This window comes from Bradyrhizobium sp. CFUWI, assembly GCF_056429085.1.
Genome location: NZ_JBWJZE010000025.1, coordinates 63,250 through 80,918, shown reverse-complemented (window position 1 = coordinate 80,918; position 17,669 = coordinate 63,250). Strand labels below are relative to the sequence as shown.

Here is a 17,669-nt window from a genome sequence, read left to right as displayed (position 1 = left end):
GCGAAACAGTCGAGCATCCGTTCGGCACCATGAAAGCCCGCATGGGAGCGACACACTTCCTGACCAAAACGCTTCCGAAAGTGGCGGCCGAAATGGCGCTCTCCGTCCTGGCCTACAATCTGACACGGGTCATGAACATCGTCGGGATCAAGCCGCTGATGGCTGCGATCGCGGCCTGACACTAAGCTGGTCCTGGTTCCGCTCGACTGCCTTGAGACCGGCGTTTTTACACGACCAAGACCCAAAGCCGACTTGGAGCGCCCGGTGTTTATTGATCGTCGTCAGTACGGCAACGAACCCAAGCAAAGTCAGGAGAATGGCGAGGGGATAACCGCAAGCACACCATCGATGAAGGCTTGGCATTCAGCGTGAGTCTTAAAGGTCCCTTTGTACTTGCCAAACAAAAAAATCGTTCGACCCTGCCCCTTTCCGAAAAAGTATTGGCCGACGGGTCGGCCGAGCTCGTCTTTGAGCTCAAGACTGCCAAGGGTCTGCACGGTCTTAAGGTCTATCTCGGGAAGGTTGATCTTCACGTCAGTCTCCGGCTCTAACGTGGTTCAGCCACTTACGGGGGACAGAGGACACATCAGCAGTCACTAAGTGGCAACGTTCCTGGAATCGGACGTGGCTGCCAACCGTGTGCGACCCCGCGCCGCATGCCGCAGTTTCCGCCTCTGGCGCACAGCCGGACCATGCTTACTACGACGCAGCCGCGCCCGCTCCGACTGCGCTTGCGACCCGGGAAAAGAGCACTTGCCCGACTTCATCGCCAAAGCAGGCGCAACCCCTTGAGATTTCTCTCAAACTGAACTTTCGGAAAGGAAGGTATTCGACCGCGATTGAACCCGGCTTTCCCAGTGGAAAACTATGGTCGATTGATGCGAGCGGGAGGCGGAGTCACTGCGCTTGTTGCGAAGCCCGAAGCCGCCCCCATGAACCGGGACAAATAGGTCGCCACTGTGGCGTACGGGTGACACGCTTAGCGCGAGTCCTGCGTTATGTTGCGTCATCAAGTTGCTCAAACATTCCGTGTCTGAAAATTGGGGAAGATAATGAAAAAGCTCGTCATCGCCGCTGCTGCCCTCGTCCTCGGCACCGCCGCCGCCTCAGCGGCCGATCTGGCCGCCCGGCCCTACACGAAGGCACCCGCGCCTGTCGCCGCTATCTACAATTGGACCGGCTTCTACATCGGTGCGCAGGTCGGTTACGCTTGGGGTGACAACAGCACCCGTGAGTTTTTCACCGCAACGGGCACCCCCACCGGCTTCGTCCAGGGCTTCAATGCTGATGGCGTCGTTGGCGGTGGTCACATTGGCTACAATTGGCAGGCTGGCCAATTCGTATTCGGTCTCGAGGGCGACCTTGAAGCCGCCGACGTCAACGGTGGTTATCGCCTGGCAAACCTCAACGGCACCGATTTCCGGATCGATGCTCAGGCCTCTATCCGCGGTCGCCTCGGTGTAGCTTTCAACAATTCGCTGCTTTACGTGACCGGCGGTGTTGCCTGGGCAGATATGGACCACACCTACGTGCTCGCGAACGCTCTGTTTGAGACCGTCTCCACCACCCGCACCGGCTGGACTGTCGGCGCAGGTTGGGAATACGGCTTCACGCCCAACTGGTCGGCCCGGGTTGAGTATCGCTACACCGATTTCGGCACCTTCCGGAACAACTCGACCGTCTCGTTCCCTGGCTTCTCGTACGAACATGATCCCGTGTTCCACACCGTGCGTGCGGGTGTCAGCTATCGCTTCGGCGGCCCGGCTGTCTCGACTTACTGATCTACCCGACCTGCTCAAAATCGACAGCTTGAAGCCCCGGCGTAGTCCGGGGCTTTTTGTTGTTTGATGGTGAGTAGCTTCTCATAGGCCTGGCCTTTCAGCGACACGCTTTCAGATATTCTCGCAGGGGCATCGGGGACCAGTGGCCGCCTCAATGAGCGGGGAAACCAGCGACTGGATTAGGCTGGCGGAAGCCGTGGCAATGTCAGCTTCTGGCCCAAAGGCGACCTCCAACGACGTCCGCTGATTGGGCCGCTGTTGAAGGATGAGCGGGCATTTGGAGCCCAAACCAAGCGCCCGAATATGAATTGCTGCCCTACGCCGCAGCCGGTCCGAACCACCGCGTCAGCGTATCCACGAGTCCGTGCTGGCTCTCATCCGCCACCCAGGCCACGTGCCCGTCGGGCCGCACCAGCACCGCGCCCGGCGCGGTGACGCGACCGATCACCGGAAGCTCCCACGGCCCGTCATGGCTGGCGTCGACGACATCGATGCGATCCGCCCAGGGCGCCACGTCGATGCCGCCGCGCTTGCCGAGATTGAGCAGCACGCCGCGCGCGCGGTGCAGCAGCGTGAACAGGTTCAGCCTCCGTCCTTCGACCGCCAGATCGACATCGGGCATGCGCCGGCCGAGCAGCCTGTGGCCTTCGCCGAGATCGTAGGCGATGTCGAGCCCGCTCATCATCGCGCCGAAGCGCCGCCGCGGCTCGTCCATCGCGAGCAGCTCGGCGATCGCCTCGCGCGCGGCCTTGCGGCCGTCGTCGCCGCGGCGGAGCAGGGCGATCTGCGCCATGGTGTTTTTCAGCACGCGCGCGGCCACCGGATGGCGCTCATCGTGATAGCTGTCGAGCAAGCTGTCCGGCGCGAGGCCCTTGACCACCTGAGCCAGCTTCCAGCCGAGATTGACGGCGTCCTGCACACCCAGATTGAGGCCCTGTCCGCCGACGGAGTGATGGATATGCGCGGCATCGCCGGCGAGCAGCACGCGGCCCTTGCGATAGGATGCGGCCTGCCGTGCCGCATCGGTGAAGCGGGAGATCCATGCCGGGTTCTGCATTCCGAAGTCGGTGCCGTAGACGGCAACAAGCGCGTCGCTGAGATCGCGCAAGGTCGGCTGGCTGGTCGCCGCGAGCGTTGCTTCCGTCACGACGACCAGCACGCGGCCGCTCTCGGTCCTGCTGAGGCCGTGAAAGCCGAGCGCATCGTGGCGCAGGCCGAACTCTGGCGCCTCGCGCATCTCGACCTCGGCCATGAGATTGCTCAGCGTCGGTGAGGTGCCGGGGAAGTCGATGCCGGCGACCTTGCGCACCAGGCTGCGGCCACCGTCGCAGCCGACCAGATATTTTGCGCGCAAGAGCGCGCCGCCGGACAGCGTGACGTCGACGCCAGTCTCGTCCTGTGCGAAGCCCGTGACCTCGCGTTCCCGGTAGATCGGGATCGCGAGTTGTTCGACCCAATCGGCCAGGATGCGCTCGATGCGGGTCTGCCGCAGCTTGAGGCCGTAAGCATGCCGTGTGGGCAGATCGCTGATGTCGAGCGGGGTCCAGGCAAAGCCGGCGAGCTGGAGGATCTCCCCTTCGCGCAGGAAGCGCTCGGCGACGCCGCGCTGATCGAGCACCTCGATGGTGCGGGCGTGCAGGCCGCCGGCGCGGGTCTCGACGATCGACTGATCGGGGCGCCGCTCGAGGACGGCAACGTCGACATCGGCGAGCGCGAGCTCGGCGGCCAGCATCAGCCCGGTCGGGCCGCCGCCGGCGATCACGACGGCATGGTCTCTCGGCGTTTGCCTCGCAGCGTCGGCGCCCTGGGCGCTGCGGCGTGAACGGGACGTCGGAAGCAGGACAGGCATGTTGACCCCCTCGATGGGTTTGGTTGGGTCGGGGGTTCTACGGCAGGAGCGGGGCCTTGAAGCAAGCCCGTTGCGCACCACATATTGAGCCGGGAGGAGAGGCTTTCTCTTCCGCGCTCGCCGCGTCGACACGTCGGGCAAAACACCGCCATAGTGGCATCATCGAAAGAATTGAGTTCAGCCCGCGCGGACGCCATCCGCTGCGGGTTTTTTATTGGACCTGTGGTCAGTGAATGCCTGCGGTTCGCTGCAGGATGTCGGCGAGTTCCTCGAACGAGAACGGCTTCCTGATCATCGGCAGGCCGCCGCGCCGGGGCTCGCGCCCCGACAATTGCAGCATCTTCAGTTCGGGGCGGAGGCGCCGCGCCAGCTCGGCCAGTTCATGACCGTCCATGCCGGGCATGTTGATGTCGGTGATGAGGACGGAAATGTCGCGGTTCTCTCCGAGCCGCTCCAGTGCGTCCGGGCCGCTCCTGGCGCTGATCACCTGGCAGCCGAGATCCTCGAGCATGGCCACGATCGTCTCGAGGACGGGCGGATCGTCGTCAACAACCAGGACAGTGTGGCTCATCAACGTTCCTTCCAGCGACCTCAACGCGCCTCTCGTCGCGTAAGTTCCGGCACACCTAATCGTCCTTCGACAAATCTCCGGGCCTGGTCGGAAGGTCGATCGTGCCGCCTTCGCCGCGCACGAGGTCGTGGCCGCCGTCGGCGCTCTCTCCGGGCTGTTCGATGACGGCCTGTTCCGGGGCGCGCTCCTTTCCGCTGCGCGGCTTGGCTTCGCCGGTCGGCTTCGTTTCGCTGCGCGGCTTGGCTTCGTTGCTCGGCTTGCGAACTGTCCCGGGTGTCATGACGGTCCTCCCGACCGACCAACTTCGGTGCGGCGCATTGGTTCGTTTGACACGTCGGGCAAAACACCGGCAGGATGACATCATCGAGACGAGTTTGGTTGACCCGCGCGGATATCATCCGCCGCGGGTTTTTTCGTCTCGGTTGCAGTATCGGACGGTGGCCGCGCATCCGGCCACGCACTCGTCAACCTGGAGCGCCGATCGGCGCGCCGTCGTCCGAACCATTGCTGGCCGTGCACGCGCGAACGCGCCGGCCCGCGGCGCTGGGGCCGATGGCCCGCGCCGCTGCGGTCTCCGGAAGACACGGAGATAGGGTTCGCGCCCGAAACGATCGCGCTTCGCTAAGACCGATCTGGCGCGCATTTTCTTCGCATGGAGGGATGATGACCGCCTATCTGATATCGCTCACCGGACAAGCTGATGGGATATTGCGTGGCGCTGTATTTCGCGAAGCTCCTGGTCTGGGACAAAGTCCTCGGTTTGGGCTCCACGGACGCTCTGGCCGGGTTTGCGGTGATCACGGCAAATCTGGTCGTCTCCTTTACTTCGCCAAGCGCGGCTTCGAGAATGTAGCGAGGATCATCAAGCGGTGAAGATTCAAGACGAAGAGGTTTGGGCGATCGTCGCGCAGACATTGGCCGAGCAGCAAAGGGATCAGCAGGAGAGCGTCGATGCGATCGTATTGAAGGCGGTGGCATCAGTCCTGGCCTCGTTCGGGATCGAAGACGATGACCGGAAAGAGCTCCGAGCCGACTTCCAGCATCTGCGGCGCTGGCGAAAGAGCTTGGAACAGGCGCAGAGCTATACCTTCAAGGCTGTGATCACGGTCATCGCCACCGGTTTGATGGGAGCCGTCTGGCTCGGCGTCAAGGTCGTGCTGGGTAAGTGAGGCTCCGGCCATGTCGCCGTGCGACGGAGCGAATTTGTCTCTCGTCGATGGATACGTCATGTAGAATTCTTATTGTCGATGCGTCTGATGACGATGTTGCCGACACCTTGGCCGATCTGCCACCAGCTGACGTTTTTCGATGCTGCGGCAATTCCCCAGTTCGACCTTGGAGCGTGGTGGCTGGCCTATCGCGGTAATGACGCAGTCGCCTTTGCCGGCGTCGTGCCGTCGACGCATGTCCGAAATAGCGGCTACTTCTCCAGAGTCGGAGTCTTACGGCGGCATTGGGGGCGCGGCCTTCAAGTCAGGCTGATGCGAGCGATCGAGGCGAGGGGACGCCGAATTGGATGGGACGGTGTGGTTTCGGATACAATGGACAATCCCGTGTCTGCCAATAACTTTATTCAGGCAGGCTATCGGCTTTATGAGCCCGAAACGCCTTGGGCCTGGTCGCATACGCTTTACAGGCGAAAATGGCTGCGCTGAGTGGGTGGGGTGCGTTTCCTGTGATGCGGAAAATGGCCTGCAATGGCTCATCAGAAGTGCGGCGCAGCCTGTGCGCTGGATAGCGAGAGGCCCGGCAGCCCGATGGCTGCCGGGCTTCTTTTGCGTCTATACGCAATGCAAGTGAGGCACTTGCGAAGTTGGCGGCGGCGGGCTTTAAGTTTGCTATTGCAGGAAATTCGGCGGCCATAAGCCGATGTAAGGGAGCGCCATCGATGCCGACCAAACCTCAATTGCCAGAACGTTCGCAGCGGGCGACGGGAGGGCCGAGTGCGCTCGAAGGTCTCTTGGTCATCGATTTCACGCGTGTCGTCGCCGGACCGGCCTGCACGCAGACGCTCGCCGATTTTGGCGCGCAGGTCATCAAAATCGAGAATCCCGACGGCGGCGACGACACGCGCGCCTATGAGCACGCGGAAATCGGCGGCGAAAGCGCCGCCTATCTCAGCCTGAACCGCAACAAGCGCGGCATTGCGCTCGACCTTTCCGTACCGGAAGCCCGCGTGATCGCGCTGGATCTGATCCGCAAGGCGGATGTCGTCGTGGAGAATTTCTCGAGCGGGGTCATGAAGAAGTTCGGACTCGACTATGAGTCGGTCGCGCCGCTCAATCCACGGCTGGTCTATTGCTCGATCTCCGCCTACGGCCGCTCCGGACCGTTCGCCTCGCGTCCCGGCTTCGATCCCATCACGCAGGCGGAGAGCGGCTTCATGTCGCTCAACGGATTCGCCGACGGCCCGGCGGTTCGCACCGGCCCGCCCATCGTGGACATGGCGACGGGGATGTCCGCCTGTAACGCCGTCCTGCTGGCGCTGCTCGCGCGCGACAGGCTCGGCCGCGGACAACATGTCGAAGTCGCTCTGTTCGACGTCGCGATGGGAATGACCGGCTTCTACGGCATGGCCTATCTCATCAACGGCGAAAATCCCGGCCGGTTTGGCAATTCGCCCAGCGGGTCTCCAACCGTCGGCGTCTATGAGGCCTCCGATGGGCCACTGTATATGGCTTGCGCCAATGATCGGCTCTATCGTCGGCTCGTGGTCGAGGTGCTGAACCGGCCAGATCTCATCACCGATCCCAAGTTTGCCACGCGCAAGGCTCGTTCCGAGAACAAGGAGCTCTTGCGCGCAGCCATCGCCGAGGTCTTCGCCAGCGATACGCTCGAGAACTGGATGGCGAAGATGAAGCAGGCCAATATTCCGGTCGGGTATCTCCGGACGGTCGAGGAGGGGTTCAATGCGCCCGAGGCTCGCGAGCGCCAGCGCTTGAACCGGATTCGGCATCCGACGGCGGAATGGGTGCCCAACATCGAGCCCCCGATTACCATGAGCCTGACCGGCACAGTCGATCCCGTTGCCGCCCCGCTGTTAGGCGAGCATACCGAGGACGTCTTGCGCAATATTCTCGGCTATGACGAGCATCGGATCGCCGAATTTGCCCAGAAGGGAGTCTTTGGCGCAAGCAAACCCTCGACGGGCTAGGCTCCGCGGTCGGCCCCCATGGCACCAGCCTCCGGCCTGCGGGCCGGTGCCGGCTGCATGGCTTGATTTGGCGATAGGGCGGCCGCATAAATATGTGAAAGCGAGGGACACAAATGGCGCCTGGTCGAAAGCCGAGTATGGATCAGCCGACCGGCCCGGAAGCCGGCGAGCGCGCCCACGCGGAAATGATCGCGAAGGCTGGGGCTCTCGTGCCGCGTCTGCGCGAGCGGGCGGCGAGGACGGAGGAGCTGCGGCATCTCCCGCCGGAAACCGAAAGGGATCTCCACGATGCCGGCCTGTTCCGAATGCTGCAACCGGCACGGATTGGCGGCGCGGAGCTTGACTATGTCGCCCTCGTCGACTGCGCCGAGCTGCTTGGGGAAGCGGATGCGTCGGTCGCCTGGAATCTCGCCAATCTGGCGAGCCATCACTGGATGCTCGGCATGTTCGAGCAGAAGGCGCAGGATCTGGTCTGGGGCCGTGATCCGCACGTGCTGATCGCATCCTCGTTCATTTTTCCCGCCGGACGCGCTACCCGGGTGGAGGGCGGATACCAGCTGCGTGGCAGCTGGCCGTTCTCCTCCGGCGTTGCCTCGTGTGAATGGAATATGCTGGCAAGCGTTGTGTACTCCGAAGACGAGGCGGACGGCATCGAGTATCGAATCTTTCTGCTGCCCAAGGGCGACTACAACGTGCTGGACACCTGGAATGTTGCGGGATTGCGCGGGACGGGGTCTTGCGACGTAGAGGTCAGGGACGCCTTCGTGGCCGACTATATGACGGTCGCTGTCGGCGATCTCGCCGGCGGCCCGACGCCGGGAAGCAGGGTTAATCCGAATCCGCTGTATGCGCTGCCTGTGTTCTCGTTGTTCCCATACGTCCTCTCGGGCGTTGCGCTGGGGAATGCGCAGGCATGCCTCGATGATTACATCGAGGTCGCACGTCATCGTATTTCGACTTACAACCGCGCCAAGCTGAGCGATTTTCAGAGCACCCAGATCAAGATCGCGGACGCCTCGGCGAAGATCGACGCCGCACGCCTGATCATGCGGTCGGCATGCCTCGATGCCATGGAGGACGCGCGGCGCGGTCGCATTCCTGATATGGCGACCAAGACCCGATATCGGCGCGATGGCTCCTTTTCTGTGAACTTGTGCACGGACTCGGTCTCGATGCTGTTTGCCGCGAGCGGGGCGCGCGGCCTGTTCACGAGCGGCGTGTTGCAGCGCCAGTTCCGCGATGCGCACGCGATCAACTCGCATCTCGCCTTCAACTTCGATGCGGCCGGAACCAATTATGGACGTGTGGCGCTGGGCCTGCCGTCCGAGAATCTCACGCTGTGAGGCCGGCCGATGAATGATCAGCCGCAGCAGCCCCGCGTTCCCGATCCCGCCAACGAGTTCGCGAGCGACAGCTCGTCGATCGATCCTCGCGACTTTCGCAATGCGCTCGGGACCTTTGCAACGGGCGTAACGATCATCACCGCCGCGGCGCCTGACGGCAAGCCCTACGGCTTGACCTGCAATTCGTTCGCCTCCGTCTCGCTGAATCCTCCGCTGGTGCTGTGGAGTCTCGTCGTCTATTCCTCGAGCCTGACCATCTTCCAGAACGCCAGCCATTTCACGGTCAACGTGCTTGGCGCTTCACAGCAGGCTCTTGCGAGCAAATTCGCCAAGTCCTCGGACGACAAGTTCACCGGCGTGGACTGGACGCCGGGCCTCGGCGGGGCGCCGGTGCTTGCCGAAGGTGTCGCCAACTTTCAATGCCGGTCCGTGAATCGCTATTATGGCGGTGACCACGTGATCTTTCTCGGCGCGGTCGAGGCCTATACGTACAATGCGACCGAGCCGCTGCTCTTCGCGCGGGGGGCATTTGGCCGGTTTCTCGCCGACGACGAGCGGAAGAAGTCACCCTAGTCGGCTTCGGGTCGCGCTCGACGGCTCAACGCTTTGCTGCTGATAGCTTGTAAATCTCCAGCGCGTCCGCTTCCGCGCCGTGCGCGGCCTTGGCCAGCCGAAAAAGTTGCCCCGCAAGCGAAGCCATCGGCACCGGCGTCGACGTTGCCTGTGCGACGTCGGCAACCGTATCGAGATCCTTGAGCATCGTGGCAATGTGCCCAAGCGGCGGTGAGTGAATGCCTTGCAACATCCTTGGCACGAACAGCTGAAGCGGAATGGAGTCAGCGAAGCCGCCAGCAAGCGCTTCGGGCAGGCGATTGGCATCAATCCCGGCGTTGACGGCGAGGCGCGAGGCTTCTGCCAGCACGGCCATCGCGCATCCGACGATCACCTGATTGCAGAGCTTCGTGGTCTGGCCGGCGCCGCTCGGGCCCATGTGGGTGAGCCTGCGCGCCATGGCCAGCACGTAGGGCCGGACTCGCTCGATATCGTCTGCTTCTCCGCCGGCCATAATCGCAAGCGAGCCTTCCTCGGCGCCCTTCGTCCCGCCGGAAACCGGCGCATCGATCCAGCCCGCACCATTGGCGTCCTTCAGTCGCTTCGCCAGCTGCCGCGCGGCGTCCGGATGGATCGACGAGAAATCGACGACAAGCTTGCCTGCGCCGGGCGACGCTGCCAGCCCTTCCGGCCCGAAGATCACCTCCTCGACGGCCGTTGCATCCGTCACGCACATGAAGGCGATATCCGAGTTTACCAGGAGATCGCGAGGCGTGGCTGCGCGCCTGGCACCGGCTTCGACGAGCGGAGCCACCTTGCCCTCCGAGCGGTTCCAGACCGTCACATGATAGCCGGCCTTGAGCAAGCGCCGGGCCATCGGCGTTCCCATCAACCCGAGGCCGAGATAGCCAAGCCTCGCGGCGCCGGGCGAGTTTGTCCTGCTCGCATCAGCCATAGGTTGCCTCCTTCTGTCGCAGCGCGCGACGCCGGCCTATCATACATTGCGCGTCGGACGGCAGAACCGCCCGGTTCGCATGGCTTGCCTGAATGTTTGAACCATGAAACATTTGCGCCGGTCGGGTTGAGTGGCGCCCATCGGCGCCGGAGCAGCGGAGTGGGCACGATGCGAACCGTTTCGAAGTGGATCCTGGCTTTGGGGGCGGCGGCCGCCGCGAGCGCGGGGGTTAGCCCGTCATGGGCGCAACAGACGATCCGCGTCGGCTGGACCATCCCAGCCGAGGAATCCAAGTACTGGATGATGCGCCGCCCGGCTGAATTTCCCAATATCGGCAAGGCCTACAACATCGAATGGACCCAATTCCAGGGTACCGCGCCGATGACGCAGGCCTTGGCAGCCGGCGCGCTGGACTGCGCGACGCAGGCACCGCTGTCGCTTGCCAACGGCGTGGTCGGCGGCAATCTCAAAGCCTACATCGTGGCCCAGCACGTGTTCGAAAAGCCCGGCGGTTTCTCGGTCTACTGGGCTGTCAAGGATGACTCGCCCATCAAGACCATCGCCGATCTCAAGGGCAAGACGGTCGGCATTTCCGTGATCGGCGGCGGGACCCAAGGTCCGTTCAATCTGCTCCTGAAGCAGAATGGCGTCGATCCAGCCAAGGATATCAAGCTGGTCGAGGTCGGTTTCGCGGTCTCCGAGGACGCGCTGCGCCAGGGCCGCGTCGATGCGGTCAACATGAACCAGCCGTTTGCCGCGCGCGCGGAGGCAAAGGGCGGCACGAGGAAGCTCTTCGCTCTGTCGGAGGCCATGCCGAACATCGTGCATATTCTGGAAGCCTGCCGCGCCGATTTCGTCGACAAGAACCCTGAATTGGTCAAGACGTATGTTCGCGACATCACCTCGGGCATGAAGAAGGCGCTGGCGAACCGCGAGGAGACTCTCAAGGTCGTCAACGAAGTGCTGAAGGCGCCTATTCCGGTGCTCGAGACCTACCTGCTCAAGGACAACGACTTCGGTCGGGATCCAGGCGCGGCGCCGAACTTCCCCGCGATCCAGAAGATGCTGGATATCTACGCCGAGACCGGGATGCTGCCGAAACTGGATGTCACGCAGCTCAAGCATCCGACGATCGTCGCTCCGCTGGAGTAGGCGAGCCAACGATCCGGACAGGGATCAAGCCGCGTCCCGGATCCGGGATGGCGCACAATGAAGATGCACGCATGAAGAAGCTGCGATCACGAGTGACGACAGACGGCCTCGACCGGGCCCCGCATCGTGCATTCATGCGCGCCATGGGGCTCGACGACGCTGCGATCGCGAAACCGATGGTGGGCGTCGTCAGCATGAAGGGCGAGCAGACGCCCTGCAACATGACCCACGACTTCCAGGTGGCTGCGGCCAAAACCGGCATCGAGGAATCCGGCGGCACGCCGCGCGAATTCTCGACCGTGTCGGTTTCTGACGGCATCAGCATGAACCACGAGGGCATGAAGTTCTCGCTGTTTTCGCGTGAGCTGATCGCCGACTCGATCGAAGCTGTGGTCCATGGTCTGGCCTACGACGCACTGATCGGATACGGCGGATGCGATAAGACGCTTCCGGGCGTGATGATGGGCATGGTTCGCTGCAACGTGCCGTCCATCTTCATCTATGGCGGCAGCTCGCTGCCGGGCCGCGTCGACGGGCGCACGCTGACGGTGCTCGATTCCTATGAGGCTGTCGGCAGCTTCATGACCGGCGAGATCGACGGCGCCACGCTCGAGCGGATCGAGCGTGCCTGCCTGCCGACGATCGGCGCGTGCGCCGGCCAGTTCACCGCGAACACGATGGGCATGGTCTCGGAGGCGATGGGGCTGACCATCCCGAACGTCTCCATGGTCCCCGGCGTCTATGCCGAACGCGCGCAGATCTCGCGCCGGGCCGGACGCCTGGTCATGCAGATGCTGGAACGCGGCGGGCCGCTGCCGCGCGACATCGTGACGCGGAAATCCCTGGAGAACGGTGCGGCGATCGTTGCGGCGACGGGAGGCTCGACCAACGCCGCGCTGCATCTGCCGGCGATTGCAAACGAGGCCGGCATTGCATTCACGATCGATGACGTAGGCGAGGTCTTTGCAAGGACGCCGCTGATCGGAAACCTGCGGCCGGGCGGCAAATACACGGCAAAGGATGTCTATGATATTGGCGGCGCCGCCGTGGTGATCCGCGAGTTGATTCAAAACGGTCACATCGATGGCAGCTGTATCACCATCACCGGCCGCACGCTTGCTGAAGAATACGGCACGGCGAACGCACCGGACGGAGAGGTGATCTACGCGGCTCGTGCGCCGATCATGCCTGACGGCGGCGTGGCAGTGCTGAAGGGAAATCTCTGTCCCGATGGCGCGGTGATCAAGGTTGCCGGCCTGAAGAGCCAGTTCTTCGAAGGCGTGGCGCGCGTGTTCGAGGATGAAGAAGCCTGCGTCAAGGCGGTTCGGGATCGCACTTATGCGGCCGGCGAGGTTCTGGTCATCCGCAATGAGGGGCCGGTCGGCGGACCCGGAATGCGCGAGATGCTCGGCGTCACCGCGCTGATCTATGGGCAGGGCATGGGCGAAAAGGTGGCGCTGATCACCGATGGCCGGTTCTCCGGCGCCACCCGCGGCATGTGCATCGGCTACGTGGCCCCGGAAGCATTTGTCGGCGGTCCGCTGGCGCTCGTTCGCGACGGTGACAGGATCCGGATCGATGCCGCAAACCGGCGGATGGATGTCCTGCTCGATGAGCAGGAATTCGCCGCGCGGCGACGCGATTGGAAGCAGCGTGCGCCGCGCCATCGTGCAGGGGCACTTGCGAAATATGCGCGGCTGGTTGGGCAGGCGCCGGGCGGAGCCGTGACGCATCAAGGCCCCGCAGAATGGCCGTGGTTCGAATGACGTATCGCACGGGTGCGAAAACCGCAGCCTGTCTGGCAGGCTTCTTGCTAAGTCCGTGCCTTACGGTGAAGCGAGCGACGGGATGACGGTGGTGCCTGCGAGACCGAGCGAACGGGTGAGACCGGTGACATCAAAAGAACCGGCTTCGGCAATCATCGAGATCGATCGCGTCTCGCAGGTCTTTCAGACCTCGGCGCGCAGGGATCATGTGGCGCTTTCGGACATCTCGCTGACGATCGATGAGAGAGCCTTCGTCTCCATCCTTGGTCCGTCCGGCTGCGGCAAGTCGACACTGCTTTATATCGTCGGTGGCTTTGTCACCCCCACCAGCGGTGCGGCGAAGATGAAGGGGCAGGCGATCACAGGCCCCGGTCCAGACCGCGGGCCGGTGTTCCAGGAATTCGCGCTATTTCCCTGGAAGACCGTGCTCGGCAACGTGATGTATGGTCCCCGCCAACAGGGTGTGCGCGCTACCGAGGCGGAAGCGCAGAGCCTGGCCTTGATCGAGATGGTCGGCCTCAAGGGTTACGAGAATTTCTATCCGAAGGAGCTATCGGGTGGGATGAAGCAACGCGTGGCGCTGGCCCGGACGCTCGCTTACCATCCTGAAGTCCTGTTGATGGACGAACCGTTCGGCGCGCTCGATGCCCATACGCGGACCCGCTTGCAGAACGACCTTCTCAATATCTGGGAGCGCGATCGCAAGACAGTGCTGTTCGTCACCCATTCGGTTGACGAAGCCGTCTTTCTCTCTGACAAGGTCGTCATGATGTCGAAATCGCCCGGCCGCATCCGCGAGGTGATCGACATCGATCTGCCGCGGCCGCGCCGTCGCAGCGAGCTGTTGCTCGACCCGCGTTATCAGAAATATGTCGTCGATATCGAGCGCATGTTCGATGAAAGCGACGAAGCCGGGATTGCGTCATGATATCGCCGGCTGCCCTGCTCAGACGAGCAGCTCCGGTGCTGGCCTGTATCGGGTTGCTCGTGGTGTGGCAGGTTGCGTCGCTCGTGCTCAAGAACGACAGCTTCCCGACCGCGGTCGAGGCGATCCGGGCGATTCCGGATATTCTCGGCGACAAGGAAGCCCTCCTCAACATCCTGGCTTCGCTTCGCCGCATGGCGCTCGGGTTCTGTGTGGCGGTGCTGATTGCGATTCCGCTGGGCCTGTTGATGGGACGCAGCCGGAGCGTCGCGGCATTTTTCAATCCACTCCTGATGGTGATTTACCCGCTGCCGAAGGCCGCCTTGATGCCGATCATCATGCTGTGGCTGGGCGTTGGCGACATCACGAAGACGCTGGTGATCTTCCTCGGTGTCAGCCTTCCCGTGATCTATCACAGCTTCGAGGGTGCCAAGGCTGTCGAAGAGAAGATGCTGTGGTCAGGTGCCGCGATGGGACTTTCGCCCGCACAGCGCCTGGTGCGGATCGTACTGCCCGCGGCGCTGCCGGAAATCCTGACTGGATGCCGCACGGGTCTGGTGCTGGCGCTGATCACGATGATCACCAGCGAGATGATCGCGCGCCAGTCCGGCGCCGGCAACATCCTGTTCAATGCGCTCGACATGGGCCAGTATGACACCGTCTTTGCGATGATCATCATCGTGGGCGCCATGGGAATTTTCTTTGACGCGATTTTTGAGAGGGTTCGCGCCAGGCTCGTGCGTTGGTCCGAGCCTCAGTTCGACCTGCCGCTGAGCTTTTCATGATGTCGCGCCTTCTTTCCGCAAGCGTCCTTCTTGGCATTGCCCCGATTGCGCTGATCATTGCCCTATGGCAGGGGCTGGTGTCATTCGGCTTTGCGCCCGCGGTCTTGCTGCCGCCCCCGGGCTTCGTTTTCGGCCGGCTGCTCCAGCAACTCGCGACGTGGACGTTCCAGCAGGAAATCGCGGCGACCTTGATCCGGCTGTTTGCCGGGTTCGCCATTGCGGTCGTGCTCGGCGTCAGCATCGGCATTGCTGCCGCCGCAAGTCCTGCGATCAATGCCGTGGTTCGGCCAATCGTCCGCGTCCTGGCCCCGCTGCCCAAGGTTGCGCTCTATCCGGCGCTCCTGCTCTTGCTCGGGTTTGGCCACGGATCGAAGGTCACCTTGGTGGCAGCGGACGCACTCTTTCCCATTCTGCTCTCGACCTATTACGGTGCGTCGACCGTCGAGCAGAAACTGATCTGGTCGGCCATGGCGGCGGGCACGCCGCGTACCCAAATTCTGTTCAGGGTGGTGCTGCCGGCGGCGATGCCGTCGATCCTGACCGGATGCCGGATCGGGCTTGTTATTTCCTGCATCGTGGTGTTTCTGGCCGAGATGATCACGTCGACGGACGGATTGGGGCACGCGCTCGTGACCGCGGCGCGGACTTTTCAGGCCGTCGACATGTTCGTGCCGCTGATCACGATCTCCCTGCTGGGTTTGATCCTGAACGCCCTGCTGGGCGCCCTGCGGTCGTACCTCTTGCGCGGCTTTCCAGAAGCGTGATCTGAGCGAGAATAACAAGATCGGGAGTGACCCATGCTGGCTGACCGCATCGAGGCAAAATGGATCGACGCATTTTGCGAGATTTTCGAGCGATGTGCCGTCAAGCCTGGTGATACCGCGGCAATTCTCTCGGAGACCCAGTCACGCGCGTTGAATGTGCATCTGGCGGAGCTTGCGCTGCTGCGCATGGGCGCGCGGCCGTTTCACGTGGTGATGCCGACACCGCGCAACCGCCATATCGTCCCGGTTCGCTCCACCGGCGCGAGTGAGGCGATCCAGAAGCTTGGCCCGGTGATCAGCGCGTTGCAGCAGGCGGGATTTGTGGTGGATTGCACCATCGAAGGGCTGATGCACGCGGTGGAGACGCCGGAGATCCTCAAGGCCGGCGCGCGGATCCTGGTGATCTCCAACGAGCATCCCGAGGCGCTGGAGCGGATGGTGCCGGATTCTGCGCTCGAAAAGCGCGTTCGCGCGGCGGCGAAGATGCTGCGGGGAACCAAGCGGATGCGCGTGACCTCGAAGGCCGGCACGGCGCTCGACGTCGACATGGTCGGTGCGTCCACGGTCGGTGTGTGGGGCTGGACCGACAAGCCCGGCACGCTGGCGCATTGGCCGGGCGGCATCGTCGTCAGCTTCCCCAAGAGCGGGACCATCAACGGCACGCTCGTGATGGCGCCAGGCGACATCAATCTCACCTTCAAGCGTTACCTGACGTCGGCTGTGAAGATGACGCTGAAGGACGACTATGTCGTCGCGCTGGAGGGCGAGGGCACGGATGCCGCGATGATGCGCGCATATCTGGCGGCCTGGGGTGACCGCGAGGCCTATGCGGTCTCGCATGTCGGCTTCGGGATGAATCCGGGTGCGCGTTATGAGGCGCTCTCGATGTACGACCAACGCGACACCAATGGCACGGAGATCCGGGCCGTCTCAGGCAACTTCCTGTTCTCGACCGGCGCGAACGAATTCGCCGGCCGCTACACGGCGGGGCATTTCGACCTGCCGATGATGGGAACGACGATCGAGCTCGATGGGGTTGCCGTGGTCCGGGAAGGCGTGCTCCAGGACGTCTTCGGCTAGTCGGGATCGAGCACTGGCGGACGCGCCAGATCGAAGTGGCGGAGCAAATCGACCATGGCCTGGAGCCGCTTCGCGCGATAGGCGTCGACGTCCATCCCCGAATAATCGAGAAAGCCAGAGCCCGTCCGCAGGCCGATGCGGCCCTCATGCATGTTGCGGGAAACGACGTCCGGCGCCCGATAGCGGTCGCTGCCGAGCGCGCCCTCGAGATACCGGCTTGCGTAGTAGAGGATGTCGCCACCGCCCCAGTCGATGAATTCGAGCAGGCCGAGCACGGCATAGCGGAAGCCAAAGCCGTAGCGGATCGCCTTGTCGATCTCTTCCGCGCTGGCGACGCCTTCCTCGACCATGCGGGCGGCCTCGTTCATCGCCAGCGCCTGGATGCGCGGGACGATGAAGCCGGGCGTCGCAGCACAGACCACCGGCACCTTGCCGATGCCTTCGAGCAGGCTCTTGACCTCGTCGATGATGGCTGGGTCGGTGGCTTTGCCAGGCGAAACCTCCACCAGTGGGATCAAATAGGCCGGATTGAGCCAGTGCACGTTGAGAAAGCGGCGGGGATTTACGATCGCGCCAGACAGGTCGTCGACGAGGATGGTGGACGTCGTCGATGCGATGACCGTATCCGGACCGACCTGCTCCGAAGCCGCCCCGAGCACCTCGCGCTTGAGCTCGACGACCTCGGGAACCCCTTCGAAAACCATTCCGGCGTCGGATAGCGCTGCCCCGCTCCGGCTGGCGGGCACCGCCGAGACCCGCGCGATCAGCGGATCAACATCCGCTTCGGTCAGCAGTCCCAGCTTCGACAGGCTGGCAAAGGTCTTCCGGATTTCACCAAGCGCGTCCGCCTCCAGCTTGGCGAACTCTTCCGCGGAGCGCGCCTTGACGTCGATCATCGTGACCCTGTGCCCCGCGTAGGCGAACGCGACGGCAATGCCGCGGCCCATGCGGCCAGCGCCGAGACAGGCGATATTGGCGCGATTGGTCATCGA

General features: G+C 63.2%; 18 protein-coding genes and 2 pseudogenes. 14 read left to right on the top strand and 6 right to left on the bottom strand.

Annotation, left to right across the window (positions count from 1 at the left end; all coding sequences use genetic code 11):
* Positions 1–179 (top strand): transposase (locus tag AC066S_RS33880; RefSeq protein ID WP_478270258.1); only part of this gene is annotated, 179 nt, incomplete at its 5' end.
* A gap of 129 nt (positions 180–308) precedes the next feature.
* Here the strand turns inward: AC066S_RS33880 and AC066S_RS33875 are convergent.
* A complete protein-coding gene (locus AC066S_RS33875) occupies positions 309–533 on the bottom strand; it encodes a hypothetical protein (RefSeq protein WP_135171448.1) in 225 nt (74 codons plus the stop codon).
* Positions 534–1,052: 519 nt separating this feature from the next.
* On the opposite strand from AC066S_RS33875, the gene AC066S_RS33870 reads away from it, so the two are divergent.
* Positions 1,053–1,781, top strand: coding sequence for an outer membrane protein (locus tag AC066S_RS33870; RefSeq protein WP_135171449.1), 729 nt, complete (start codon positions 1,053–1,055; stop codon positions 1,779–1,781).
* Positions 1,782–2,097: 316 nt separating this feature from the next.
* Here the strand turns inward: AC066S_RS33870 and AC066S_RS33865 are convergent, their stop codons facing one another.
* From AC066S_RS33865 to AC066S_RS33855, 3 genes are all read right to left on the bottom strand, one after another.
* Positions 2,098–3,630: an FAD-dependent monooxygenase gene (locus tag AC066S_RS33865; protein ID WP_135171450.1), complete on the bottom strand. Its 1,533-nt coding sequence runs from the start codon at positions 3,628–3,630 to the stop codon at positions 2,098–2,100.
* Positions 3,631–3,856: 226 nt separating this feature from the next.
* The gene (locus AC066S_RS33860; protein WP_135171451.1) at positions 3,857–4,201 is read right to left on the bottom strand and encodes a response regulator; all 345 of its coding nucleotides are present in this window, start codon (positions 4,199–4,201) and stop codon (positions 3,857–3,859) included.
* A gap of 55 nt (positions 4,202–4,256) precedes the next feature.
* A complete protein-coding gene (locus tag AC066S_RS33855) occupies positions 4,257–4,481 on the bottom strand; it encodes a hypothetical protein (RefSeq protein WP_135171452.1) in 225 nt (74 codons plus the stop codon).
* Positions 4,482–4,889: 408 nt separating this feature from the next.
* Here AC066S_RS33855 and AC066S_RS33850 point away from each other — a divergent pair.
* From AC066S_RS33850 to AC066S_RS33825, 6 genes and pseudogenes are all read left to right on the top strand, one after another.
* Positions 4,890–5,074, top strand: a pseudogene (locus tag AC066S_RS33850) (hypothetical protein); the annotation flags it as partial.
* Positions 5,071–5,370 (top strand): hypothetical protein, encoded by a 300-nt coding sequence (locus tag AC066S_RS33845; RefSeq protein WP_135171453.1) that lies wholly within the window; start codon positions 5,071–5,073, stop codon positions 5,368–5,370. The pseudogene AC066S_RS33850 and the gene AC066S_RS33845, both read left to right, overlap by 4 nt.
* 47 nt (positions 5,371–5,417) lie before the next feature.
* Positions 5,418–5,856 (top strand): annotated as a pseudogene (locus AC066S_RS33840) (GNAT family N-acetyltransferase).
* 233 nt (positions 5,857–6,089) lie between these two features.
* Entirely contained in the window at positions 6,090–7,355 is a 1,266-nt protein-coding gene (locus AC066S_RS33835; protein WP_167767777.1) for a CaiB/BaiF CoA transferase family protein, read from the top strand.
* A gap of 137 nt (positions 7,356–7,492) precedes the next feature.
* Positions 7,493–8,698 carry an acyl-CoA dehydrogenase family protein gene (locus tag AC066S_RS33830; protein WP_478271690.1) on the top strand — a complete coding sequence of 402 codons (1,206 nt, stop codon included), beginning with the start codon at positions 7,493–7,495 and terminating at the stop codon, positions 8,696–8,698.
* A 9-nt stretch (positions 8,699–8,707) separates the two neighbouring features.
* Positions 8,708–9,271 carry a flavin reductase family protein gene (locus AC066S_RS33825; protein WP_126255662.1) on the top strand — a complete coding sequence of 188 codons (564 nt, stop codon included), beginning with the start codon at positions 8,708–8,710 and terminating at the stop codon, positions 9,269–9,271.
* 25 nt (positions 9,272–9,296) lie between these two features.
* Here the strand turns inward: AC066S_RS33825 and AC066S_RS33820 are convergent, their stop codons facing one another.
* Positions 9,297–10,205 (bottom strand): NAD(P)-dependent oxidoreductase, encoded by a 909-nt coding sequence (locus AC066S_RS33820; protein ID WP_135171456.1) that lies wholly within the window; start codon positions 10,203–10,205, stop codon positions 9,297–9,299.
* A 168-nt stretch (positions 10,206–10,373) separates the two neighbouring features.
* On the opposite strand from AC066S_RS33820, the gene AC066S_RS33815 reads away from it, so the two are divergent.
* From AC066S_RS33815 to AC066S_RS33790, 6 genes are all read left to right on the top strand, one after another.
* Positions 10,374–11,357 carry an ABC transporter substrate-binding protein gene (locus AC066S_RS33815; protein WP_164718373.1) on the top strand — a complete coding sequence of 328 codons (984 nt, stop codon included), beginning with the start codon at positions 10,374–10,376 and terminating at the stop codon, positions 11,355–11,357.
* A 71-nt stretch (positions 11,358–11,428) separates the two neighbouring features.
* Positions 11,429–13,123, top strand: coding sequence for a dihydroxy-acid dehydratase (ilvD, locus tag AC066S_RS33810; RefSeq protein ID WP_135171457.1), 1,695 nt, complete (start codon positions 11,429–11,431; stop codon positions 13,121–13,123).
* An 82-nt stretch (positions 13,124–13,205) separates the two neighbouring features.
* On the top strand, positions 13,206–14,051 hold the full coding sequence (locus AC066S_RS33805; RefSeq protein WP_135171458.1) for an ABC transporter ATP-binding protein: 846 nt from the start codon (positions 13,206–13,208) through the stop codon (positions 14,049–14,051).
* The gene (locus AC066S_RS33800) at positions 14,048–14,833 is read left to right on the top strand and encodes an ABC transporter permease (RefSeq protein WP_478271689.1); all 786 of its coding nucleotides are present in this window, start codon (positions 14,048–14,050) and stop codon (positions 14,831–14,833) included. The genes AC066S_RS33805 and AC066S_RS33800 overlap by 4 nt, the downstream gene beginning before the upstream one ends.
* Positions 14,830–15,597: an ABC transporter permease gene (locus AC066S_RS33795; protein ID WP_135171460.1), complete on the top strand. Its 768-nt coding sequence runs from the start codon at positions 14,830–14,832 to the stop codon at positions 15,595–15,597. Before AC066S_RS33800 ends, AC066S_RS33795 begins: the two co-directional genes overlap by 4 nt.
* A gap of 33 nt (positions 15,598–15,630) precedes the next feature.
* Entirely contained in the window at positions 15,631–16,677 is a 1,047-nt protein-coding gene (locus tag AC066S_RS33790; protein WP_478271688.1) for a 2,5-dihydroxypyridine 5,6-dioxygenase NicX family protein, read from the top strand.
* On the opposite strand, the gene AC066S_RS33785 is transcribed toward AC066S_RS33790, so the two are convergent.
* Entirely contained in the window at positions 16,674–17,666 is a 993-nt protein-coding gene (locus AC066S_RS33785; protein ID WP_478271687.1) for a 3-hydroxybutyryl-CoA dehydrogenase, read from the bottom strand. The two genes, AC066S_RS33790 and AC066S_RS33785, sit on opposite strands and share 4 nt — an antisense overlap.
* Positions 17,667–17,669: the final 3 nt, after the last annotated feature.